At 73.8% G+C, this 17,837-nt stretch carries 16 protein-coding genes; 11 read left to right on the top strand and 5 right to left on the bottom strand.

All coding sequences use genetic code 11. The features are described from left to right. Positions 1–77: 77 nt before the first annotated feature. From AC24HA_RS12800 to dapB, 7 genes are all read left to right on the top strand, one after another. Entirely contained in the window at positions 78–1,397 is a 1,320-nt protein-coding gene (locus tag AC24HA_RS12800) for a sensor histidine kinase (protein WP_425708756.1), read from the top strand. Then, complete coding sequence (locus AC24HA_RS12795; RefSeq protein WP_425708755.1) at positions 1,394–2,032, top strand: response regulator; 639 nt, start codon at positions 1,394–1,396, stop codon at positions 2,030–2,032. Before AC24HA_RS12800 ends, AC24HA_RS12795 begins: the two co-directional genes overlap by 4 nt. Positions 2,033–2,184: 152 nt before the next feature. After that, positions 2,185–2,454, top strand: coding sequence for a 30S ribosomal protein S15 (gene rpsO, locus AC24HA_RS12790; RefSeq protein WP_425708754.1), 270 nt, complete (start codon positions 2,185–2,187; stop codon positions 2,452–2,454). Between the two features lie 218 nt (positions 2,455–2,672). Beyond that, positions 2,673–5,012, top strand: coding sequence for a polyribonucleotide nucleotidyltransferase (locus tag AC24HA_RS12785; RefSeq protein WP_425708753.1), 2,340 nt, complete (start codon positions 2,673–2,675; stop codon positions 5,010–5,012). 243 nt (positions 5,013–5,255) lie between these two features. Beyond that, positions 5,256–6,773, top strand: a complete 1,518-nt coding sequence (locus AC24HA_RS12780; protein WP_425708752.1) for a M16 family metallopeptidase — start codon at positions 5,256–5,258, stop codon at positions 6,771–6,773. Between the two features lie 170 nt (positions 6,774–6,943). Next, a complete protein-coding gene (locus AC24HA_RS12775; protein WP_425708751.1) occupies positions 6,944–7,441 on the top strand; it encodes an OsmC family protein in 498 nt (165 codons plus the stop codon). A 43-nt stretch (positions 7,442–7,484) separates the two neighbouring features. Then, positions 7,485–8,267, top strand: a complete 783-nt coding sequence (gene dapB, locus AC24HA_RS12770; protein WP_425708750.1) for a 4-hydroxy-tetrahydrodipicolinate reductase — start codon at positions 7,485–7,487, stop codon at positions 8,265–8,267. A gap of 42 nt (positions 8,268–8,309) precedes the next feature. Here the strand turns inward: dapB and AC24HA_RS12765 are convergent, their stop codons facing one another. Beyond that, a complete protein-coding gene (locus AC24HA_RS12765) occupies positions 8,310–9,044 on the bottom strand; it encodes a GNAT family N-acetyltransferase (protein ID WP_425708749.1) in 735 nt (244 codons plus the stop codon). 24 nt (positions 9,045–9,068) lie between these two features. Then, positions 9,069–10,415, bottom strand: a complete 1,347-nt coding sequence (locus tag AC24HA_RS12760; protein WP_425708748.1) for an MFS transporter — start codon at positions 10,413–10,415, stop codon at positions 9,069–9,071. 363 nt (positions 10,416–10,778) lie between these two features. Here AC24HA_RS12760 and dapA point away from each other — a divergent pair, with 363 nt between their 5' ends. After that, positions 10,779–11,681, top strand: coding sequence for a 4-hydroxy-tetrahydrodipicolinate synthase (dapA, locus tag AC24HA_RS12755; protein WP_487563638.1), 903 nt, complete (start codon positions 10,779–10,781; stop codon positions 11,679–11,681). A gap of 218 nt (positions 11,682–11,899) precedes the next feature. On the opposite strand, the gene AC24HA_RS12750 is transcribed toward dapA, so the two are convergent. Further along, positions 11,900–12,460 (bottom strand): TetR/AcrR family transcriptional regulator, encoded by a 561-nt coding sequence (locus tag AC24HA_RS12750; protein WP_425708746.1) that lies wholly within the window; start codon positions 12,458–12,460, stop codon positions 11,900–11,902. 87 nt (positions 12,461–12,547) lie between these two features. Between AC24HA_RS12750 and ccmA the strand changes: the two genes are divergently transcribed. The 3 genes from ccmA to AC24HA_RS12735 all read left to right on the top strand — a co-directional run bounded on the left by ccmA (position 12,548) and on the right by AC24HA_RS12735 (position 15,859). Next, a complete protein-coding gene (gene ccmA, locus AC24HA_RS12745) occupies positions 12,548–13,396 on the top strand; it encodes a heme ABC exporter ATP-binding protein CcmA (RefSeq protein WP_425708745.1) in 849 nt (282 codons plus the stop codon). Beyond that, positions 13,393–14,142: an ABC transporter permease gene (locus AC24HA_RS12740; RefSeq protein WP_425708744.1), complete on the top strand. Its 750-nt coding sequence runs from the start codon at positions 13,393–13,395 to the stop codon at positions 14,140–14,142. The genes ccmA and AC24HA_RS12740 overlap by 4 nt, the downstream gene beginning before the upstream one ends. 85 nt (positions 14,143–14,227) lie before the next feature. Continuing rightward, positions 14,228–15,859, top strand: coding sequence for a ribonuclease J (locus AC24HA_RS12735; RefSeq protein WP_463648697.1), 1,632 nt, complete (start codon positions 14,228–14,230; stop codon positions 15,857–15,859). A gap of 22 nt (positions 15,860–15,881) precedes the next feature. Here AC24HA_RS12735 and AC24HA_RS12730 read toward each other — a convergent pair whose 3' ends face one another. Together AC24HA_RS12730 and AC24HA_RS12725 are read right to left on the bottom strand one after the other, a co-directional pair. After that, entirely contained in the window at positions 15,882–17,066 is a 1,185-nt protein-coding gene (locus tag AC24HA_RS12730; RefSeq protein WP_425708742.1) for a MalY/PatB family protein, read from the bottom strand. 22 nt (positions 17,067–17,088) lie between these two features. Next, on the bottom strand, positions 17,089–17,682 hold the full coding sequence (locus AC24HA_RS12725) for a TetR/AcrR family transcriptional regulator (RefSeq protein WP_425708741.1): 594 nt from the start codon (positions 17,680–17,682) through the stop codon (positions 17,089–17,091). Positions 17,683–17,837 lie beyond the last annotated feature (155 nt).

Here is a 17,837-nt window from a genome sequence, read left to right as displayed (position 1 = left end):
GTCGGCGCCGCGAGGTGCAGGCCTCGCTCAACCTTTTGGCCGATCCGTCCCGGCGGCCGCGTCCGTACTGTGGTGCGGTGACCCTCCTGCCCGCAGCGCCGCCTGCCGCGCCGCCCGGCCGACGTGCCGCCCGCGCCATGCAGCTCGGGCTCGACGCCCTCGCCCTGGTGCTGGCCGCGCTCGTCGTGTGGCGCGGCGAGCAGGCCGCCCCCTACGGCCTGGCCTTCGGCGTCGTGCACGTGGTCGGACGGCTCGCGCTCGGTCCGGTCGTGCACGAGCGGGCCGGCGCCCGACCGGTGCGTCCGCGCGCCGCCGTCGCCTGGGTCGCCGTCCTCACCGGCCTCGCCCTCACCGCCGGGTTCGCGGGCACCGAAGGGATCTGGCTCGCCTTCCCCGTCTTCCTGCTCCAGCTGCACGTCCTGCCCACTCTCGCCGGGGTCGTCGCGGTCGCGGTCACCACGGCCGTCACGGTGGTGGCCGGCGCCGGCCGCGACGGTCTGGGCGTCGGGGCGGTGCTCGGCCCGGTGCTCGGCGCCGCGGTGTGCGTCGGCGTCGTCCTCGGCGTGCGCACCGTCCTCGCCGAGGCCGACCAGCGCCGAGAGCTCCTCGAGGACCTCGTCGCCGCCCGGCAGGTCCTGGCCGAGCGGGAGCGCGCCTCCGTCGTCGCCGCCGAGCGGCAGCGCCTGGCCCGCGAGATCCACGACAGCCTCGCCCAGGGCCTGGCCTCCGTCGAGCTCGTCCTGCGCGCCGCCGACGGCGCGCTCGCCGCAGGGGAGACCGCGAAGGCGCGGGACCTGGTCGACACCGCGCGCACGGCCGCGCGGGACAACCTCGCCGAGGCCCGAGCCTTCGTCCGCGACCTGCCCTCGCCTCTGGTCGGCACGGGCCTGCACGACGCCGTCGCCCGGCTCGCCGAGCAGACCACCCGTGCCGGCGGCGTCCGGGTCGACGTCACGGTCACCGGCGACGAGCGGGCCCTGCCCGGCGCCGTCGAGCAGGCCCTGTGGCGGGTGGCGCAGCAGGCGCTCGCGAACGCCGTCGAGCACGCCGGCGCCTCCTCGGCCCACGTCACGCTCAGCTACCTCGGCGAGGCCGTCGCGCTCGACGTCGTCGACGACGGCACCGGGTTCGACCCGGCACGAGTGCGTGGTGGGGTGCGCGACGGTCTGCGCGACGGTCGGCACGGTGGAGCGCTCGGGGAGGCCACGTCGGACGTGGACCCCGAAGCCGACCCCGACCCCGCCGCAGTCCCCGACGCCGGACCCGCCGCCGCTCCGCGCGGCCGGGGGACCGGGCTCGACGGCATGCACGAGCGGCTGCGCGCCGTCGGCGGGACGTTGACGGTCGAGTCGGCCCCGTCGTCCGGCACGGCCGTGGGCGCGGTGGTGCCGCTGTGAACGCGGCGACCCTGCGCGTCGTCCTCGTCGACGACCACCCCGTGGTGCGCGCCGGCCTGCGCGCGGTGCTCGACGCCGAGCCGGACCTCGACGTCGTCGCCGACGTCGGCGACGGCGAGGCCCTGCTCGCGCTGCTCGCGACGGGGGAGCACGTCGACGTCGTCCTCATGGATCTCCAGCTCGGCGCGGGGCGGCCCGACGGCGCCGCGGTCACGCGCCGGGTCCACGAGTCGGGCGGCCCACCCGTGCTCGTGGTCACCACCTACGACACGGAGTCGGACATCCTCGCCGCGCTCGACGCCGGCGCCCTCGGCTACCTCCTCAAGGACGCCCCCACCGAGGAGCTCGTGGCCGGCGTGCGCGCCGCCGCCCAGGGCCGCACGGTCCTGGACCCTTCGGTGCAGTCCCGGCTCGTCGGGCGCATGCGCTCGCCCGGCACGGCGCTCACGCCCCGCGAGCTCGAGGTGCTCGACCGGCTCGCCCGCGGCGAGTCCAACGACCAGATCGCCGGCGCCCTGTTCCTGTCCCGCGCCACGGTCAAGTCCCACCTCGCGCACGTCTACGACAAGCTCGGGGTCGACAGCCGGACCGCCGCCGTCGCCCGAGCCCGGGAGCGCGGGCTGCTGCGCGGGTGACGGCGCGCGGCGGTGTGCGGCGTCACGCCCTGCGACCCGGCTCCGGCGCCCCGCCTTGGTAGGCTGGTCGTTGCCGTCAAGCCGGCCACGGACGCGTCATGCCCGGGAGAACATGCCCCGGAGCTCCGTGCAACGAACCGAACTGGAGACACATGGCCCTCTCGAAGGACGTCAAGCAGCAGATCATCGCCGAGTACGCGACCCATGAGGGCGACACCGGTTCCCCCGAGGTCCAGGTCGCGATGCTCTCGCGCCGGATCAAGGACCTCACCGAGCACTTCAAGGGCCACAAGCACGACCACCACTCGCGTCGTGGGCTCATGCTCCTCATCGGCCAGCGCAAGCGACTGCTCGCGTACCTCGCCGCCGAGGACATCGAGCGGTACCGCTCCCTCATCGCACGTCTCGGCCTGCGCCGCTGACGTCATCGGCCCCGGACCCGTCAGGGGTCCGGGGCCGCTCTGCGACGCACGGCGTCGACACAGAGCGCGACACAACTGAATCCACCGCAGCACACCGCCGCACCAGGCCGTTCGTCCGGTCCTCGGTAGTGGCCTCCGGAAGCGCGAGATGCAGCGTCCGTGGGCCTCGATCGATGACCGTCGGGGGCGGGCGCGGCACGACCGACAAGGAGGCCCTCATGGAGGGACCCGAGATCACCGCGGCCGAGGCCGTCATCGACAACGGCCGCTTCGGCACCCGTACCGTCCGCTTCGAGACCGGACGCCTGGCCCGCCAGGCCGCCGGCTCCGCCGTCGCCTACCTCGACGAGGAGACGATGGTGCTGTCCGCCACGACGGCCGGCAAGCACCCCAAGGACCACTTCGACTTCTTCCCGCTCACCGTCGACATCGAGGAGCGCCAGTACGCCGCCGGCAAGATCCCCGGCGCGTTCTTCCGCCGCGAGGGGCGCCCCTCGACCGACGCGATCCTCGCCTGCCGCCTCATCGACCGGCCGCTGCGCCCCTCGTTCGTCAAGGGCCTGCGCAACGAGATCCAGGTCGTCGGCACCATCTTCTCCGTCCACCCGGACGACGCCTACGACGTCGTGGCCATGAACGCCGCGTCGATGTCCACCCAGATCGCGGGCCTGCCCTTCTCGGGTCCGATCGGCTCGGTGCGCGTCGCCCTCGTCGAGGACCAGTGGGTCGCGTTCCCGCGCTACTCGGAGCTCGAGCGCTCCGTCTTCTCGATGGTGGTCGCCGGCCGCCGGGTCGAGACCAAGGGCGGCGCCGACATCGCCGTCATGATGGTCGAGGCCGAGGCCTCCGACAACGTCTTCGAGCTCATCGCCGCGGGCGCCACCAAGCCGACCGAGGAGGTCGTCTCCCAGGGCCTGGAGGCCGCGAAGACCTTCATCGGCGCCCTGTGCGACGCCCAGTCCGAGCTCGCGGCCACGACCGCGAAGCCGACCGGCGACTTCCCGCTGTTCCCGGACTACGCCGACGACGCGCTCACCGCCGTCGAGGGCCACGTCCTCGCCGACGTCCAGCAGGCCATCACGATCCCCGGCAAGCAGGACCGCGAGACGCGCCAGGACGAGATCAAGACCGCGATGCTCGAGGCGCTCGGCGAGCAGTTCGAGGGCCGCGAGAAGGAGCTCTCCGCCGCGTACCGCACCGTGACGAAGGAGGTCGTGCGCAAGCGCGTCCTCACCGAGGGCATCCGCATGGACGGCCGCGGGCTCAAGGACATCCGCACGATCTCGGCCGAGGTCGAGGTCCTGCCGCGCGTCCACGGCTCGGCGCTGTTCGAGCGTGGCGAGACCCAGATCCTCGGGGTCACCACGCTCAACATGCTGAAGATGGAGCAGCAGATCGACTCGCTGTCGCCCGTCACCAAGAAGCGCTACATGCACCACTACAACTTCCCGCCCTACTCCACGGGCGAGACGGGGCGCGTCGGCTCGCCGAAGCGCCGCGAGATCGGCCACGGGGCGCTCGCCGAGCGTGCGCTCGTGCCGGTCCTGCCGAGCCGCACCGAGTTCCCCTACGCGATCCGTCAGGTCTCCGAGGCGCTCGGCTCCAACGGCTCGACGTCGATGGGCTCCGTCTGCGCGTCGACCCTCGCGATGCTCAACGCGGGCGTGCCGCTGCGCGCCCCCGTGGCCGGCATCGCCATGGGCCTGATGTCCGACGAGGTCGACGGCGAGACCCGCTACGCGGCGCTCACCGACATCCTCGGCGCCGAGGACGCGCAGGGCGACATGGACTTCAAGGTCGCCGGCACGCGCGAGATCGTCACCGCCATCCAGCTCGACACCAAGCTCGACGGCCTCCCGGCCTCCGTGCTCACCGGTGCGCTGACCCAGGCCCGCGACGCCCGGCTGTTCATTCTCGACGTGATGAACGAGGCGATCGACGCCCCCGACGAGATGGCCCCGACGGCGCCGCGCATCATCACCGTCCAGGTCCCGGTCGACAAGATCGGCGAGGTCATCGGCCCCAAGGGCAAGATGATCAACCAGATCCAGGAGGACACCGGCGCGGACATCTCGATCGAGGACGACGGCACCGTGTTCATCGGTGCGGTCGACGGCCCGTCCGCCGAGGCGGCGCGCCAGGCCATCAACTCGATCGCCAACCCGCAGATGCCGGAGGTCGGCGAGCGGTTCGTCGGCACGGTCGTCAAGACCACGTCGTTCGGCGCGTTCGTCTCGCTCACGCCGGGCAAGGACGGCCTGCTGCACATCTCGCAGGTCAAGCGTCTCGTCGGCGGCCGCCGGATCGACTCCGTCGAGGAGGTCCTCCAGGTGGGCGCCAAGGTGCAGGTCGAGCTCGCCGAGATCGACCCGCGCGGCAAGCTCTCGCTGCACGCCGTGGTCGAGGGCGACGAGTCCGGCCCGGCCGCCGGCGCCGAGGGCTCCACGCCCGAGGCCGACGCCGACGCCGACGAGAAGCCGGCCCGCCGGGAGCGTGCGCCGCGCGAGCGTCGCCCGCGCACGCGGACCCGCAGCTCGGCCGCCGACTCCGACGAGTGAGCGGGATTCTGTCTCACGAGTGAGCGGGATTCTGCTTCGCGAGTGAGCGGGATTCTGCCTGGCGAGTGAGCGCGGTTCTGCTTCACGAGTGAGCGCGTCGGCCACCGGCACCGCGTGACACGACCACCGACGGGGGTCGGGCCCCTCAGGGCCCGGCCCCCGTCGTCGTGCGTGGACCGGGCGGGAGGGCCCGGCTCCGTCGACGGGGGACCGGGCGCCGGCGCCGCGGCCTACGATTGATCGATGCCCCACGACCCCCGCATCACCACCGACGGCACGCCCGGCGCCCGCCCCGACCACCGCTCGTCCGGCCCCGCGCCCACGACCGACCGCGGATCCGGCGTCGACGGCGGACGCGACGGCGGGACCCGGCCGCTCGTCGTCGCCCCGGCCGGCTCACCGGGCACCGAACTGAGCTGGGAGGCCGGCGGCACGCTCGCCCGGCGCTCCGTCCTGCCCGGCGGCGTGCGCGTCCTCACCGAGCAGGTCCCCGGCCAGCGCTCGGTGGCGCTCGGTGCGTGGATCGCCGTCGGGGCGAGGGACGAGACCGGCGGGCACCTCGGCTCCACGCACGTGCTGGAGCACCTGCTGTTCAAGGGGACCGCGCGGCGCAGCGCGCTGGACATCGCCGAGGCGTTCGACGCCGTCGGCGGGGAGTCCAACGCGGCGACCGGCCAGGAGTCCACCTGCTACCACGCGCGCGTCCTCGACGACGACGCACCCCTCGCGCTCGACGTCATCACCGACATGATCACCTCGGCCACGCTCGACGCCGACGAGCTCGAGAACGAGCGCGGCGTCATCCTCGACGAGCTCGCGGCCGCCGAGGACGACGCGCAGGACGTCGCCCACGAGCGGTTCGCCACCGCGGTCCTCGGCGGGCACCCGCTGGGCCGCCCCGTCGGCGGCACACCGGAGTCGGTGCGAGCGCTGCCCCGGGACGTCGTCGCCGAGCACTACCGCTCCTACTACCGCAGCGACGAGCTCGTGCTCACGGCCGCCGGGTCGCTCGACCACGACGAGCTGTGCGAGCGGCTCACCGAGCTGCTCGGGCGTGGCGGCTGGGAGCTCGACGCGTCGGCCGCGCCCGCGCCGCGACGCAGCGCGCACGACCCGACGCGCGGCCGGCCCGTGACGTCCGATGCCGGGTCGGAACGGGCCGGGTCGGAGCCGACCGGGCAGCCGCGTGCCGTCACGGTCGTGCGAGCCACCGAGCAGGCGCACGTCGTCATCGGTGCACCCGCCCTGCGCGCGGGCGACCCGCGCCGGTGGGCCCTGGCGCTCGCGACGACGATCCTCGGCGGCGGCATGAGCTCGCGCCTGTTCCAGGAGGTGCGCGAGCGCCGCGGCCTGGCCTACAGCACGTACGCGTGGTCGACCTCGTACGCCGAGGCCGGCTACGCGGGCCTGTACGCGGGCTGCGCGCCCGACGCCGTCCCCGAGGTGGCCAGGCTGCTGGCCGGGACGCTCGCCGACCTCGCGGGTGACGGCCCCGCCGAGGCCGAGCTCGCGCGTGCCAAGGGCCAGCTGCGCGGAGGGATCGTGCTCGGGCTCGAGGACAGCGGGGCGCGCATGTCCCGCCTGGGCAACGCCGAGATCGTGCGCGGCGAACTCACCTCCATCGACGCGACCATCGAGCTCATCGACGCCGTGACCGCGAGGGACGTGGCGGACATGGCCGCCTTCATCGCCGCCGGCGACCGTGCGGCCACGGTCGTGGGACCGGTCGCCCCCGATGCCGCGGACGGGCTCCTCGGCTAGCGCCCCGGCGCCGGCCCCGGCCAGACCTCACGCCCGCGCTCGCTCCACCGGCCCACCCTCGTCCAGATCGTGGGACGTTCCGGAGCAGCCGGGCGGGGTCCCGCCCGGCCTCGCGATCGTGGTGGTCATCCAGGCCGACCGGCCCGGGAGAGATGCTTCGAGGAGACAGCATGACCACGACGATCGACGCCCAGGCCCCCACGATCCCCACGATCCCCGCGAGCCACGAGTCCGTGCCCGCGGCCCGCGGCATCTGGCGCGGCAACGTGCACACCGACCTCACGTCGCGGCACTTCGAGTACGCCACGGGCGAGCCCGAGGCGATCGGTGGCACGGACCTCGCGCCGTCGCCGATGGACCTGTTCGTCGGCGGCACGGCCGGCTGCCTCGCCGTCGTCGTCGAGGTCGTGGCCGGCGAGTTGGGGATCGCCTTCGAGTCCCTCGAGATCGACGTCGACGGTCACCTCGGCACCCGCGGGTTCCTCGGCACCGCCGACGTGCCCCCGAACATCCAGGTTCTCGACGTCACCGTGCGGCTCACGACCTCCGCGACCGAGGCACAGGTCGAGGAGCTCAAGGACGCCTCGAGCCGGCGCTGCCCGGCGCTCGGGCTCTTCCGCGCCGCGAACCTCACGATCAACGAGGACTGGTTCGTCACCGCGGCATGAGCAACCTGCCCTCGATGACCGCGCGACTCGTATCGTGGCGCGCATGAGTGAATCGATCCGGGTGGCGGTCGTCGGGGCGGCGGGCCGCATGGGACAGCAGGTGGTCGGCGCCGTGCGCGCCGCGGAGGACCTCGAGCTCGTGGCCGAGCTGGACGCCGGCGACGACGTCGCGGCCGGCGTGCGCGAGGCGGGCGCCTCGGTCGCCGTGGAGTTCGCCGTGCCGAGCGCGAGCCGGGACAACGTCCGGGCGATCCTCGACGCAGGAGCGAGCGCCGTCGTCGGGACCACCGGGTGGACCGACGAGGCGTTGGCCGAGCTCGAGACCTACGTGAGCGAGGTCAACGAGCGGCGTGCGGACGCGGGGGAGGAGCCGCTGGGCGTCCTCGTCGCCCCGAACTTCGCACTGTCCGCCGTGCTGGCGATGTCCTTCGCCCGGCAGGCCGCTGCGTACTTCGAGTCCGTCGAGGTCGTCGAGCTGCACCACCCCGACAAGGTCGACGCGCCGTCGGGGACGGCACTGAGCACCGCGCGCGGGATCGCGGCGGCGCGCAGGGAGGCGGGGCTCGCGGACTCCCCGGATGCCACCGAGACCGACCCCGACGGGGCGCGCGGCGCGAACGTCGACGGCGTGCACGTGCACGCCGTGCGGCTGCGGGGCCTCATCGCGCACGAGGAGGTCCTCCTGGGGAACCCCGGTGAGCAGCTGACGATCCGTACCGACTCGTTCGACCGGGCGAGCTTCATGCCCGGCGTGCTGCTGGCCGCGCGGCAGATCGGCGGCCGGCCGGGGCTGACCCGGGGGCTGGACGCGCTGCTCGACGTGTGAGCGGGTGGCGCGCCGGGTGCGCGGCCCACGACCGCTGCTGACTCAGCTGCCGAGGGTCGCCCACCACTCGTCCTGGACCGCCTCGGCGGAACCGACCGGGATCTCCCTGCGACGGCCCGTCGGCGCGAAGCCCGCGGCGTCGAGGAACCGCTGCCGAGGATCGTCGCCGCGCACCACCCAGATCGACAACGCGGTCGCGCCCGAGTCCCGCGCGAGGTCCGCGCACGCCGCCAGGAGCCTGGACCCGTGCCCCACCCGCTCGGCGCCTGGGCTGATCTCCAGGGCGAGGATCTCGAGCAGGGTCCCGCGCCGCGCCGCCAGAAGTGCCTCGGACGGCGCCTCGTCGGCCTGTGTCGCCTGTGCCGCCTGCGCCGCGTCTCCCGCCTGCGCAGCGTCGCCAGCCTGCGCCGCCTGCTCGGCCTCGTCCTGCGTCGCCGGGGCGGCCGGGGCGATCGCCGCCAGCCCGACGACGTCCTTGCCATCGAGAGCCGTGAGCACGTGGTGACCGCGCTCGGTCACGGCGGCGGCGTTCGCCCAGGCCAGTGCCAGGTCGCCGGGGTCGATGACGGACAGCGCCTCGTCGTCGGCCGCGATCCCGGCCCCCGCCGCCAGGGCCGCCCGCATGGTGGTGGTGTGGATGGCGCCGAGGTCGTCGGCGTCGGCGGGGATCGTCGGCCGTACCGACACGTCGGGCCCGCCGCGGGAGGTCGTCGGCAGCCCCTCGGGCGTGCGGCCCGCCGCGAGGGAGGACAGGACGTCGTCGTGGTGGTCGCTCACCGAACCACCCTATGAGGTCACGCGTCACCCCTCCTGCGCCGGCACGGCCGTGGCAGGTCCGGGCATCCGCCAGGCGACCAGCGCGCCGACCAGGAGGCCGAGCCCGGCCAGCGCTGTGGCGACCACGAACGGGTCGCCGCCGTGCAGCGCGGGCGCGAATCCGATGCCCACGAAGACCGCCACGCCGGCGGAGCCGCCGAGCTGGTCGGCCGCACGCTGCACTCCAGAGGCTGTCCCTGCGTCGTCGTCGGTCACGCCGCTGACCGCGACGTACTGCAGGCCCACGAGGCCGAGGCCCATGCCCGCGGCGATCGGCAGCATCGCCAGGACCGTCGGCGCCGCACCGGCATCAACCGCCGCCACCGTGGCGATCACGACCATCGCGGCCGCGGTCAGGCCGAGGCCGGCCAGCACGCAGGCGCGCGCTCCCCACCTGCCCAGCAGCCGGGGCACGAGCGTGGCGAAGACGATGAGCGCGACCGCCAGCGGGAGCATCGTCAGGCCGGCGCCCAGGGGCCCGATGCCGAGTCGGTCCTGCAGATAGAACGTGAACAGCAGGAACGAGGTCGACAACGCACCGCTGAGCAGCATCGTGGTCAGGTTCGCTGCCACACGGCCGCGGTGGGCGAAGAACGACAGCGGCAGCAGAGGGTCGGGCGAACGCATCTCGACCCGCACGAACGCGAGACCGGCCAGCACCGCCCCGACCAGGGCTGCCGGAGCGACCCACGCGGGTGCACCGGGCTCGCCCGCCTCGATCACCCCCAGGGTGAACAGCAAGGGGCCGGCGGTCAGGAGCACGGCCCCGGGGACGTCCATCGACCCGGCGCCGCGGGACACGGGACGGTCGCGCTCGACCAGGCCGAGCGCGGCCACCAGCACCACGAGGATGAAGGGCACCGAGACGAGGAAGACCCACCGCCAGCCCAGCTGGGCGGTGATGATCCCGGACAGGACGAGGCCGAGCACGAGGCCGCAGCTGGCGACGGCTGCCCACACGCTCAGCGCACGCGACCTGCGCGGCCCCTCGGGGAACATCAGCACGATGGTGGCCATCGCCGCCGGAAGGGCGATCGCCTCGCCGGCGCCCTGGAGCAGGCGCGCGCCGACCAGCCACCCGAAGGACGGGGCCAGCCCCGCCAGCAGCGAGGCGGCACCGAAGAGGGTCGTGCCCGCCAGCAGCGTGCGGCGTCGGCCCAGCAGGTCGCCGAGCCGGCCACCCAGCATCAGCAGGCCGCCGCCGGTGACCGTGTATCCGACCACGACCCAGGTCAGGGCACGAGCGTCGACACCGAACTCGTCGCCGATCGACGGCAGTGCGATGTTGACCACGGTCACGTCGACCGCGATGAAGAACTGCAGCATCGACATCGCGCACAGGACGAGCCAGGCGCGTGCCGGGGACGGGCCGTGCCCGCGTGAAGGTGGAAGTGGTGACGTCACCAGGTACTCCGTTGCTCAGGGGGTGCGAGCAGCACGAAGGTGCCGCTCCGGTCTGATCACGAAGCGGCTGGACGTCTCGAGGTAAGGAGGTGGGACGTCCCGCCGCTAGCGGGACGTCCTGGTCACAGCGGCGCAGGAGGCCGCGGAAGCTGCTGTCACGTCGGCCAAGTTATCAGCACGAACGTGCCGGCGCGGCTGCCGGACGGTGGTCGCCGGTGAGATCGGGCCCCGGCGCTCAGCCCGGCGCTCCCGCCGTCCGGGTACCGCCGCGGGTACCGTTCCAGCATGACGATGCCCTACCACCCCTCGCGCAGCTTCGGCTCGGTGTCCGTCGCCATGGCGACCCCGTTCACGCCCGACGGCGAGCTCGACGTCGACGCGGCCGTCTCGCTCGCGGTCGCCCTCGTCGAGGACGGGTGCGACGCCCTCGTGCTCAACGGCACCACGGGCGAGTCGCCCACGACGCACCAGCCCGAGAAGGACGCGCTCGTCCGGGCGGTCACGGAGGCCGTCGGGGACAGGGTGATGATCATCGGCGGCGCCGGCTCGAACGACACCGCGCACGCGGTACGCATCGCCGAGGGCGCCGCGCGCTCCGGCGCCAAGGGCCTGCTCGTCGTCGCGCCGTACTACAACCGCCCCTCGCAGGAGGGCGTCTACCAGCACATCGTGGCCGTGACCGAGGCGACCGACCTGCCGGTGATGGTCTACGACATCCCCGGCCGCACCGGCGTGCGCCTCGAGCCGGAGACCCTCGACCGGCTCGCCGCGCACGAGCAGATCCTCGCGGTGAAGGACGCCACCGGCGACGTGCCGGCCGGCTTCGAGACGATGTCCCGCACCGGGCTGGAGTACTACTCCGGCGACGACGCGCTCAACTTCGCGTGGCTCGCCCACGGGGCGTCCGGGGTCGTCTCCGTGGTCGGCCACGTGGCCGCCGCGAAGTACGTCGAGATGGTCCGCGAGGTCGACGCCGGCGACCTGCCGGGCGCGCGCGCCGTCGCCCACCGGGTCAAGCCGCTCGTCGCGGCGATCATGGGCACCGGCCAGGGCGCCGTCATGTCGAAGCACGCCAGCCACCTGCGGGGGCGCATCCCGCACCCCACCGTGCGCCTCCCGCTCGTCGGCGCGACCGAGGCGGAGGTCGCCGAGCTGCGCGCCACCCTCGAGGCGGAGGGGTACCTCCCGGCCTGAGCTGCCGGCGTACCGAGCAGACGCGCCGCGCAGACGCACCGAGCAGACGCACCGCTGGACGGGCACCGTCCGTGCCCGGGCCGGGGTCGCCGCGCAGGTCAGTGCTTGATCGTGTATCCGGCGTCGACGGGCAGCGTGACTCCGGTGACGTACCGCCCGGTAGTGCCCCCCACGACGGCGAGGCCCCCAGGCCGTTCGGCGTGCGGTGCGCGCGGCGCTCACAGCGGGTCGGTGAGGTACCTCTGGAACGTGGGCGCGAGCCACCGGACGACGTCGTCGTGGCTCGCCGAGGCGAGGGGCTCCACGCGTGCCACCAGACGCACCATCGCGAGCCCGATCACCTGGGTGGCGACGAGGGTCGCGCGGAGCCGGGCCTCGTCGGCGGGCACGCCGAGCCGCTGGATCATCGGGACGACCTGGCCGGACATCACCTCGACGAGCCGGTCGCGCGCCGGCTCGTGCTCGACCGCGGTGCGCAGGAGGACGAGGAGGACGTCGTCCTGCTCCCAGCGCCGAAGCACGTGGCGGGCGATGAGCTCGCCGATCTCATCGGGCGTCGTGGGGGCGTCGCCGGTGAGGTCGATGCCGAGCTCGACGTCGACGGTGGCGGCGAACAGGTCCGCCTTCGACCCGAACGAGCGGATGACGACCGCGGGATCGACGCCGGCCCGGGCGGCGATCGCCCGGACCGTCGCCCGGTCGTAGCCCTGCTCGGCGAAGAGCTCCCGGGCGGCGGCGCGGATCGTCGTGCGGTTCTCCTGCGCGGTGCGGCGGGCCATCGTCCCACTGTAGATCAACGAGCGTTGACCTGCGTGGCGGCGAGGCGTACCGTCACGTCAACAAGCGTTGATCATTGGAGGTGCGCGATGACGAGGACGGGGCGTGGGGCGGCCAGGTCGGGGCGCGGAGCGGCGCGCGGGACGGGACCCGGGCAGGGCAGGTCGGGGCGTCGGACGGCCAGGTCGGGCCGTGGCGGGAACGGGGACGGGAGGCCGGGCCCGGGCGACGTCGTCGTCGAGGCCGAGGGCCTGTCGGTCGTCCGGGGCGGCAAGGAGGTCCTGCGCGGTGTCGACCTCGAGCTGCGCGCGGGGGAGATCCTCGGGCTCCTGGGCCCGTCCGGCGGCGGGAAGACGACGCTCATGCGCGCCGTCGTCGGGGTCCAGCGGCGCGTGACCGGACGCCTCGACGTGCTCGGCCGCCCCGCCGGGGGCGCCGACCTGAGGGGGCGGATCGGCTACGTCACCCAGGCCCCGGCCGTCTACGACGACATCACGGCGGCCGAGAACCTCGCCTTCTTCGCGGCCGTCCTCGGCGCCGGGCGCGACGACGTCGACCGGGCGCTCGCGGCCGTCGGCCTCACCGGGGCCGCCGACCAGGTGGTCGGCTCGATGTCCGGCGGTCAGCGCGGCCGCGTCTCGCTGGCCACCGCCCTACTGTCCCGGCCGCCGGTCCTCGTCCTCGACGAGCCGACGGTCGGCCTGGACCCGGTGCTGCGCCGCTCGCTGTGGGAGACGTTCCGCGAGCTCGCCGCGGGCGGCGCCGGCCTGCTCGTCTCGAGCCACGTGATGGACGAGGCCGAGCGGTGCGACCGCATCGCTCTCGTGCGCGACGGCGTGCTCCTGGCCACCGGTACCCCGGCCGGGCTCAGGGAGCGCACCGGCACGGCCACCGTCGAGGACGCGTTCCTCGCGCTCGTCGAGGAGGCGGCGGCGTGACCCCCGGGACCACGATCGCCGTCTCGCGCCGCGTGCTCACCCAGCTGCGTCGCGACCCGCGGACGGTGGCGCTCATGCTGCTCGTGCCGTGCCTGCTCCTGGCCCTGCTGCGGTGGGTGTTCGGGGAGGCCGGAGACGGTGCCACGTTCCAGCGCCTGGGCCCGAGCCTCATCGCGATCATGCCGTTCATCGTCATGTTCGTCGTCACCTCGGTGACGATGCTCCGCGAGCGGACCGCCGGCACCCTCGAGCGGCTCCTCGCCATGCCGACCGGCCGGGGAGACATCCTGGTGGGCTACGCACTCGCGTTCCTCGCCGTCTGCGTGGTCCAGGCGGGGCTCGTCATCGCGCTCGCCGTCGGCCTGCTCGGCCTGGAGGTGAGCGGACCGCTGTGGGCGCTCGTCGCCGTCGCCCTGACCGACGCCTTCCTCGGCACCGCGCTCGGCCTCGCCGTCTCCGCGTTCGCCCGGACCGAGTTCCAGGCCGTCCAGTTCATGCCGGCCCTCATCCTCCCGCAGCTGCTCCTGTGCGGACTGTTCGTGCCGCGCGAGGCGATGCCGCGCGCGGCGGAGATCCTCTCCGACCTGCTGCCGATGTCCTACGCCGTCGACGCGATGACGGGCGTGCAGGCGGGCACGGGCGGGGCCGTGGCCGACGGCACGTGGGCCGATCTCGGCGTCGTCGCCGCCCTCGCCGTGGTGGTCCTCATGCTCGGCACCCTCACGCTGCGCAGGCGAACCGACTGACGGCGTGCGCGGGTAGTGGGAGGATGAGCCGGTGAGCAATCCCCATCCTGAGCTGACCCGTCCGCCCGCCCTCGCGAAGGGCGCCATGCGCATCGTGCCCCTCGGAGGGCTCGGCGAGGTCGGCCGCAACATGACGGTCTTCGAGTACGACGGCAAGCTCCTTATCGTCGACTGCGGGGTGCTCTTCCCCGAGGAGCACCAGCCCGGCGTCGACGTCATCCTCCCGGACTTCAGCTACATCGAGGACCGGATCGACGACGTCGTCGCCGTGGTCCTCACGCACGGCCACGAGGACCACATCGGTGCCGTGCCCTATCTCCTGCGCCTCCGGGGCGACATCCCGCTGCTCGGTTCGCGGCTCACCCTCGCGTTCATCGAGGCCAAGCTGCGCGAGCACCGGCTGACCCCCCAGCTCCAGGTCGTCGCCGAGGACGAGCGGGTGACGAAGGGCCCGTTCGACCTCGAGTTCGTCGCAGTCAACCACTCCATCCCGGACGCGCTCGCAGTGATGATCCGCACCGGCGCGGGCTCCGTCCTGCACACGGGCGACTTCAAGATGGACCAGCTGCCGCTGGACGGGCGCATCACCGACCTGCGTGCCTTCGCGCGTCTGGGCGAGGAGGGCGTGGACCTGTTCATGACCGACTCGACGAACGCCGAGGTGCCGGGCTTCACCGCACCCGAGCGGGACATCGGTTCGGTCCTCGACCAGGTGTTCGGCCAGGCCGAGGGGCAGATCGTCGTCGCCTCCTTCGCCAGCCACGTCCACCGCGTCCAGCAGGTCCTCGACGCCGCCGCACTGCACGGCCGCAGGGTCGCGCTCGTCGGACGGTCGATGATCCGCAACATGGGCATCGCCGCCGACCTCGGCTACCTCACGGTCCCGCCCGGCGTCCTCATCGACCAGAAGAACATCGACTCGATCCCGGCCCAGGACCGGGTCCTCATGGCCACCGGCTCCCAGGGCGAGCCGATGGCCGCCCTGTCGAGGATCGCCAACCGCAACCACAAGGTCGACGTCGGACCGGGCGACACGGTGATCTTCGCGTCCTCTCTCATCCCGGGCAACGAGAACTCGGTGTTCCGGGTGATCAACGGCCTCATGCGCCTCGGCGCGAAGGTCGTCCACCAGTCCAACGCCAAGGTCCACGTCTCCGGGCACGCCTCGGCCGGCGAGCTCCTGTACTGCTACAACATCGTGCAGCCGAAGAACGTCATGCCCGTGCACGGCGAGATCCGTCACCTCGTGGCCAACGGGGCGCTCGCCGTCCGCACCGGTCTGCCCGCCGAGCGGGTCGTGCTCGCCGAGGACGGCGTCGTCGTCGACCTCGCCGGCGGACGCGCGAAGATCGCCGGACAGGTTGAGTGCGGATACGTCTACGTCGACGGCAGCTCGGTCGGCGAGGTGACGGAGACCGAGCTCAAGGACCGGCGGATCCTCGGCGAGGAGGGCTTCATCTCGATCTTCGCCGTGGTCGACCGGCAGCACGGCACGGTCGTGGTCGGCCCGCACATCGAGGCCCGCGGCATGGCGGAGGCGCCCGCCGTCTTCGACGGCATCCTGCCCGACGTCACGGCCGCCCTGGAGGAGGTCGCCGCGCGCGGCAACGCCGACACGCACCAGATGCAGCAGGCGATGCGGCGCGTGGTGGGCCGGTGGGTCTCTCGGCGCCTGCGGCGCTCGCCGATGATCATGCCGACCGTCGTCGAGGTCTGACGGCTCGGGTCCGAGGTCTGACCTAGGCCGGGTCGCAGGCGGCGGCGATCCGCACGACGATCTCGGTGAGGATCGCCTCCGTGGTCGCGAGGGAGACCCGGACGTGCCCGGCGCCCGCGCCGCCGAACGCCGGGCCGTCCGCGGCGAGCACCCCGTGCCGGCGCAGCACCTGACCGGGGGTGTCGCCCAGGCCGTACTCACGCAGGTCGAGCCAGCCGAGGTAGGTCGCCTCCGCGGGGGAGACGCGTGCCTTCGGCAGGAGCTCGGACGCGAGCCGGACGAGCAGGTCGTGACGGCGGTCCATCTCCTTCACGAATCCGGCGAGCCACTCCTCCCCGTGGTCGTAGGCGGCCGTCACCGCGACGACCCCGGGGGTGGAGACCTCCTTGGCGAGGTGCGCCGCGTGCGTGTCCCACTCCCGTGCGGCCTCGGGGGTCGACGCGACGAGCTGGGCGCAGCGCAGACCGGGCAGGTTGAAGGACTTCGACGCCGAGGTCGCAGTCACAGAGTGCGCCGCCGCAGTGTCGCCGATGCTCGCGTAGGGCACGTGGACGTGGCCCGGGCGGACGATCGAGGCGTGGATCTCGTCTGCGAAGACGGTGGCGCCGCACCGGTCGACGACCTCGGCGATCGCCTCGAGCTCGGCGCGCGTGTGCACGCGGCCCGTCGGGTTCTGCGGGTTGCACAGGATGAAGAGGTCGCCGGGGCGCAGGGCCTCGGCGAGCGCGTCGAGGTCGTAGGAGTACGCGTCGCCCTCGCGGGCGAGGGGGACCTGGACGAGCTCGGTGCCCCACCGCGGCGGCACACCGAAGAAGCTCGGGTAGGCCGGCGTCGGCAGCACGATGCGTGCGCCGACCGGCAGGCGCCTGACCAGCTGGTGCATCGCGGAGAGCACGTCGGGCAGGAGGCGCACCCGGTCCGGGTCGACCTCGACCCCGTGCTGGCGGGTGAGGAAGCCGGCGCTCGCCTCGGTGCAGGCCCGCGTGAGCGCCGGTGAGATGTAGCCGAACAGCTGCTTGTCCACGGCATCGTGCAACGCCTCGAGCACGACGGGCGCGGTGCCGAGGTCGGACTCGGCGATGAACGTGCCGTAGAGGTCGGCGTCGGCGGGCCACGCGATACGGCCGCCGATCGCGCGCAGCGCCGCGACCTCCTCAGCGTGGGTCGTGACGCCGGCGGTGCCCGCGGCGTCCGTCGTCCCGGTCATCGGTGGTCCACCTGGCATGCGATCACGTGTGCTCCCTGTCGTGCGTCGAGGTCAGTGCGAGTCGTCCGAGCGCGCGCTCGAACCTGGCCTCATTGTCCTCCTCGCTGCCGGTGAGCACGTGGTCGATCTCCAGCAGGACCAGTCCGTGGACGAGGGCGAGCACGGTGGCGGCGTGCTCGTGGAGCTCCTCGGGGGACGTGTCCGGGGACAGGAGGCGTTCGACGGCGAGCATGATCTGGTGGGGGCCGTGCTCCCCGGTGAGCCGGGTCTGGCCGTGCCGCTCGGCGAGCACGCCGAAGGCCCGGTACACGTTCGGCATCTCCCGGGCGGCCCGGCGGTAGGCGTGGCACAGCGAGACGAAGTCCTCGAGCGGGTCCTCGTGCACCCGGCGGCGCGCGATGAGCGCCCGGAAGTCCTTCAGGCCCCGCCCGGTCACCTCGGCGACGAGCCGGTCGCGCGACCCGAACAGCGCGTAGACGCCGGCGGTGGTGGTCCCCGCCTCGGCGGCGACCGCGCGGATCGAGACGGAGTTCTCGCCGCCCGCAGCCAGCGCGCGTCCTGCGGCCCGGAGGAGGTCGGCGCGCAGGTCGTCGTCGTAGGGGCGCGGACGGGACATGCCAGCAGAATATGGCGTCATCGCCCGGCCCGTGCGTGCTCGGGTGGGGTAGTGCACCCCACGCCGGGCGTCGTGAGCCCACCGACGGCGACGTGCCGTGCACGCGATCCGGGTCGAGATCTCGGGCCCCGCGCCGTGCGGCGGCTATCGTGGCC

The organism is Georgenia sp. Z1491 (assembly GCF_057652395.1).
This window is presented reverse-complemented; position numbering and strand designations above follow the sequence as displayed.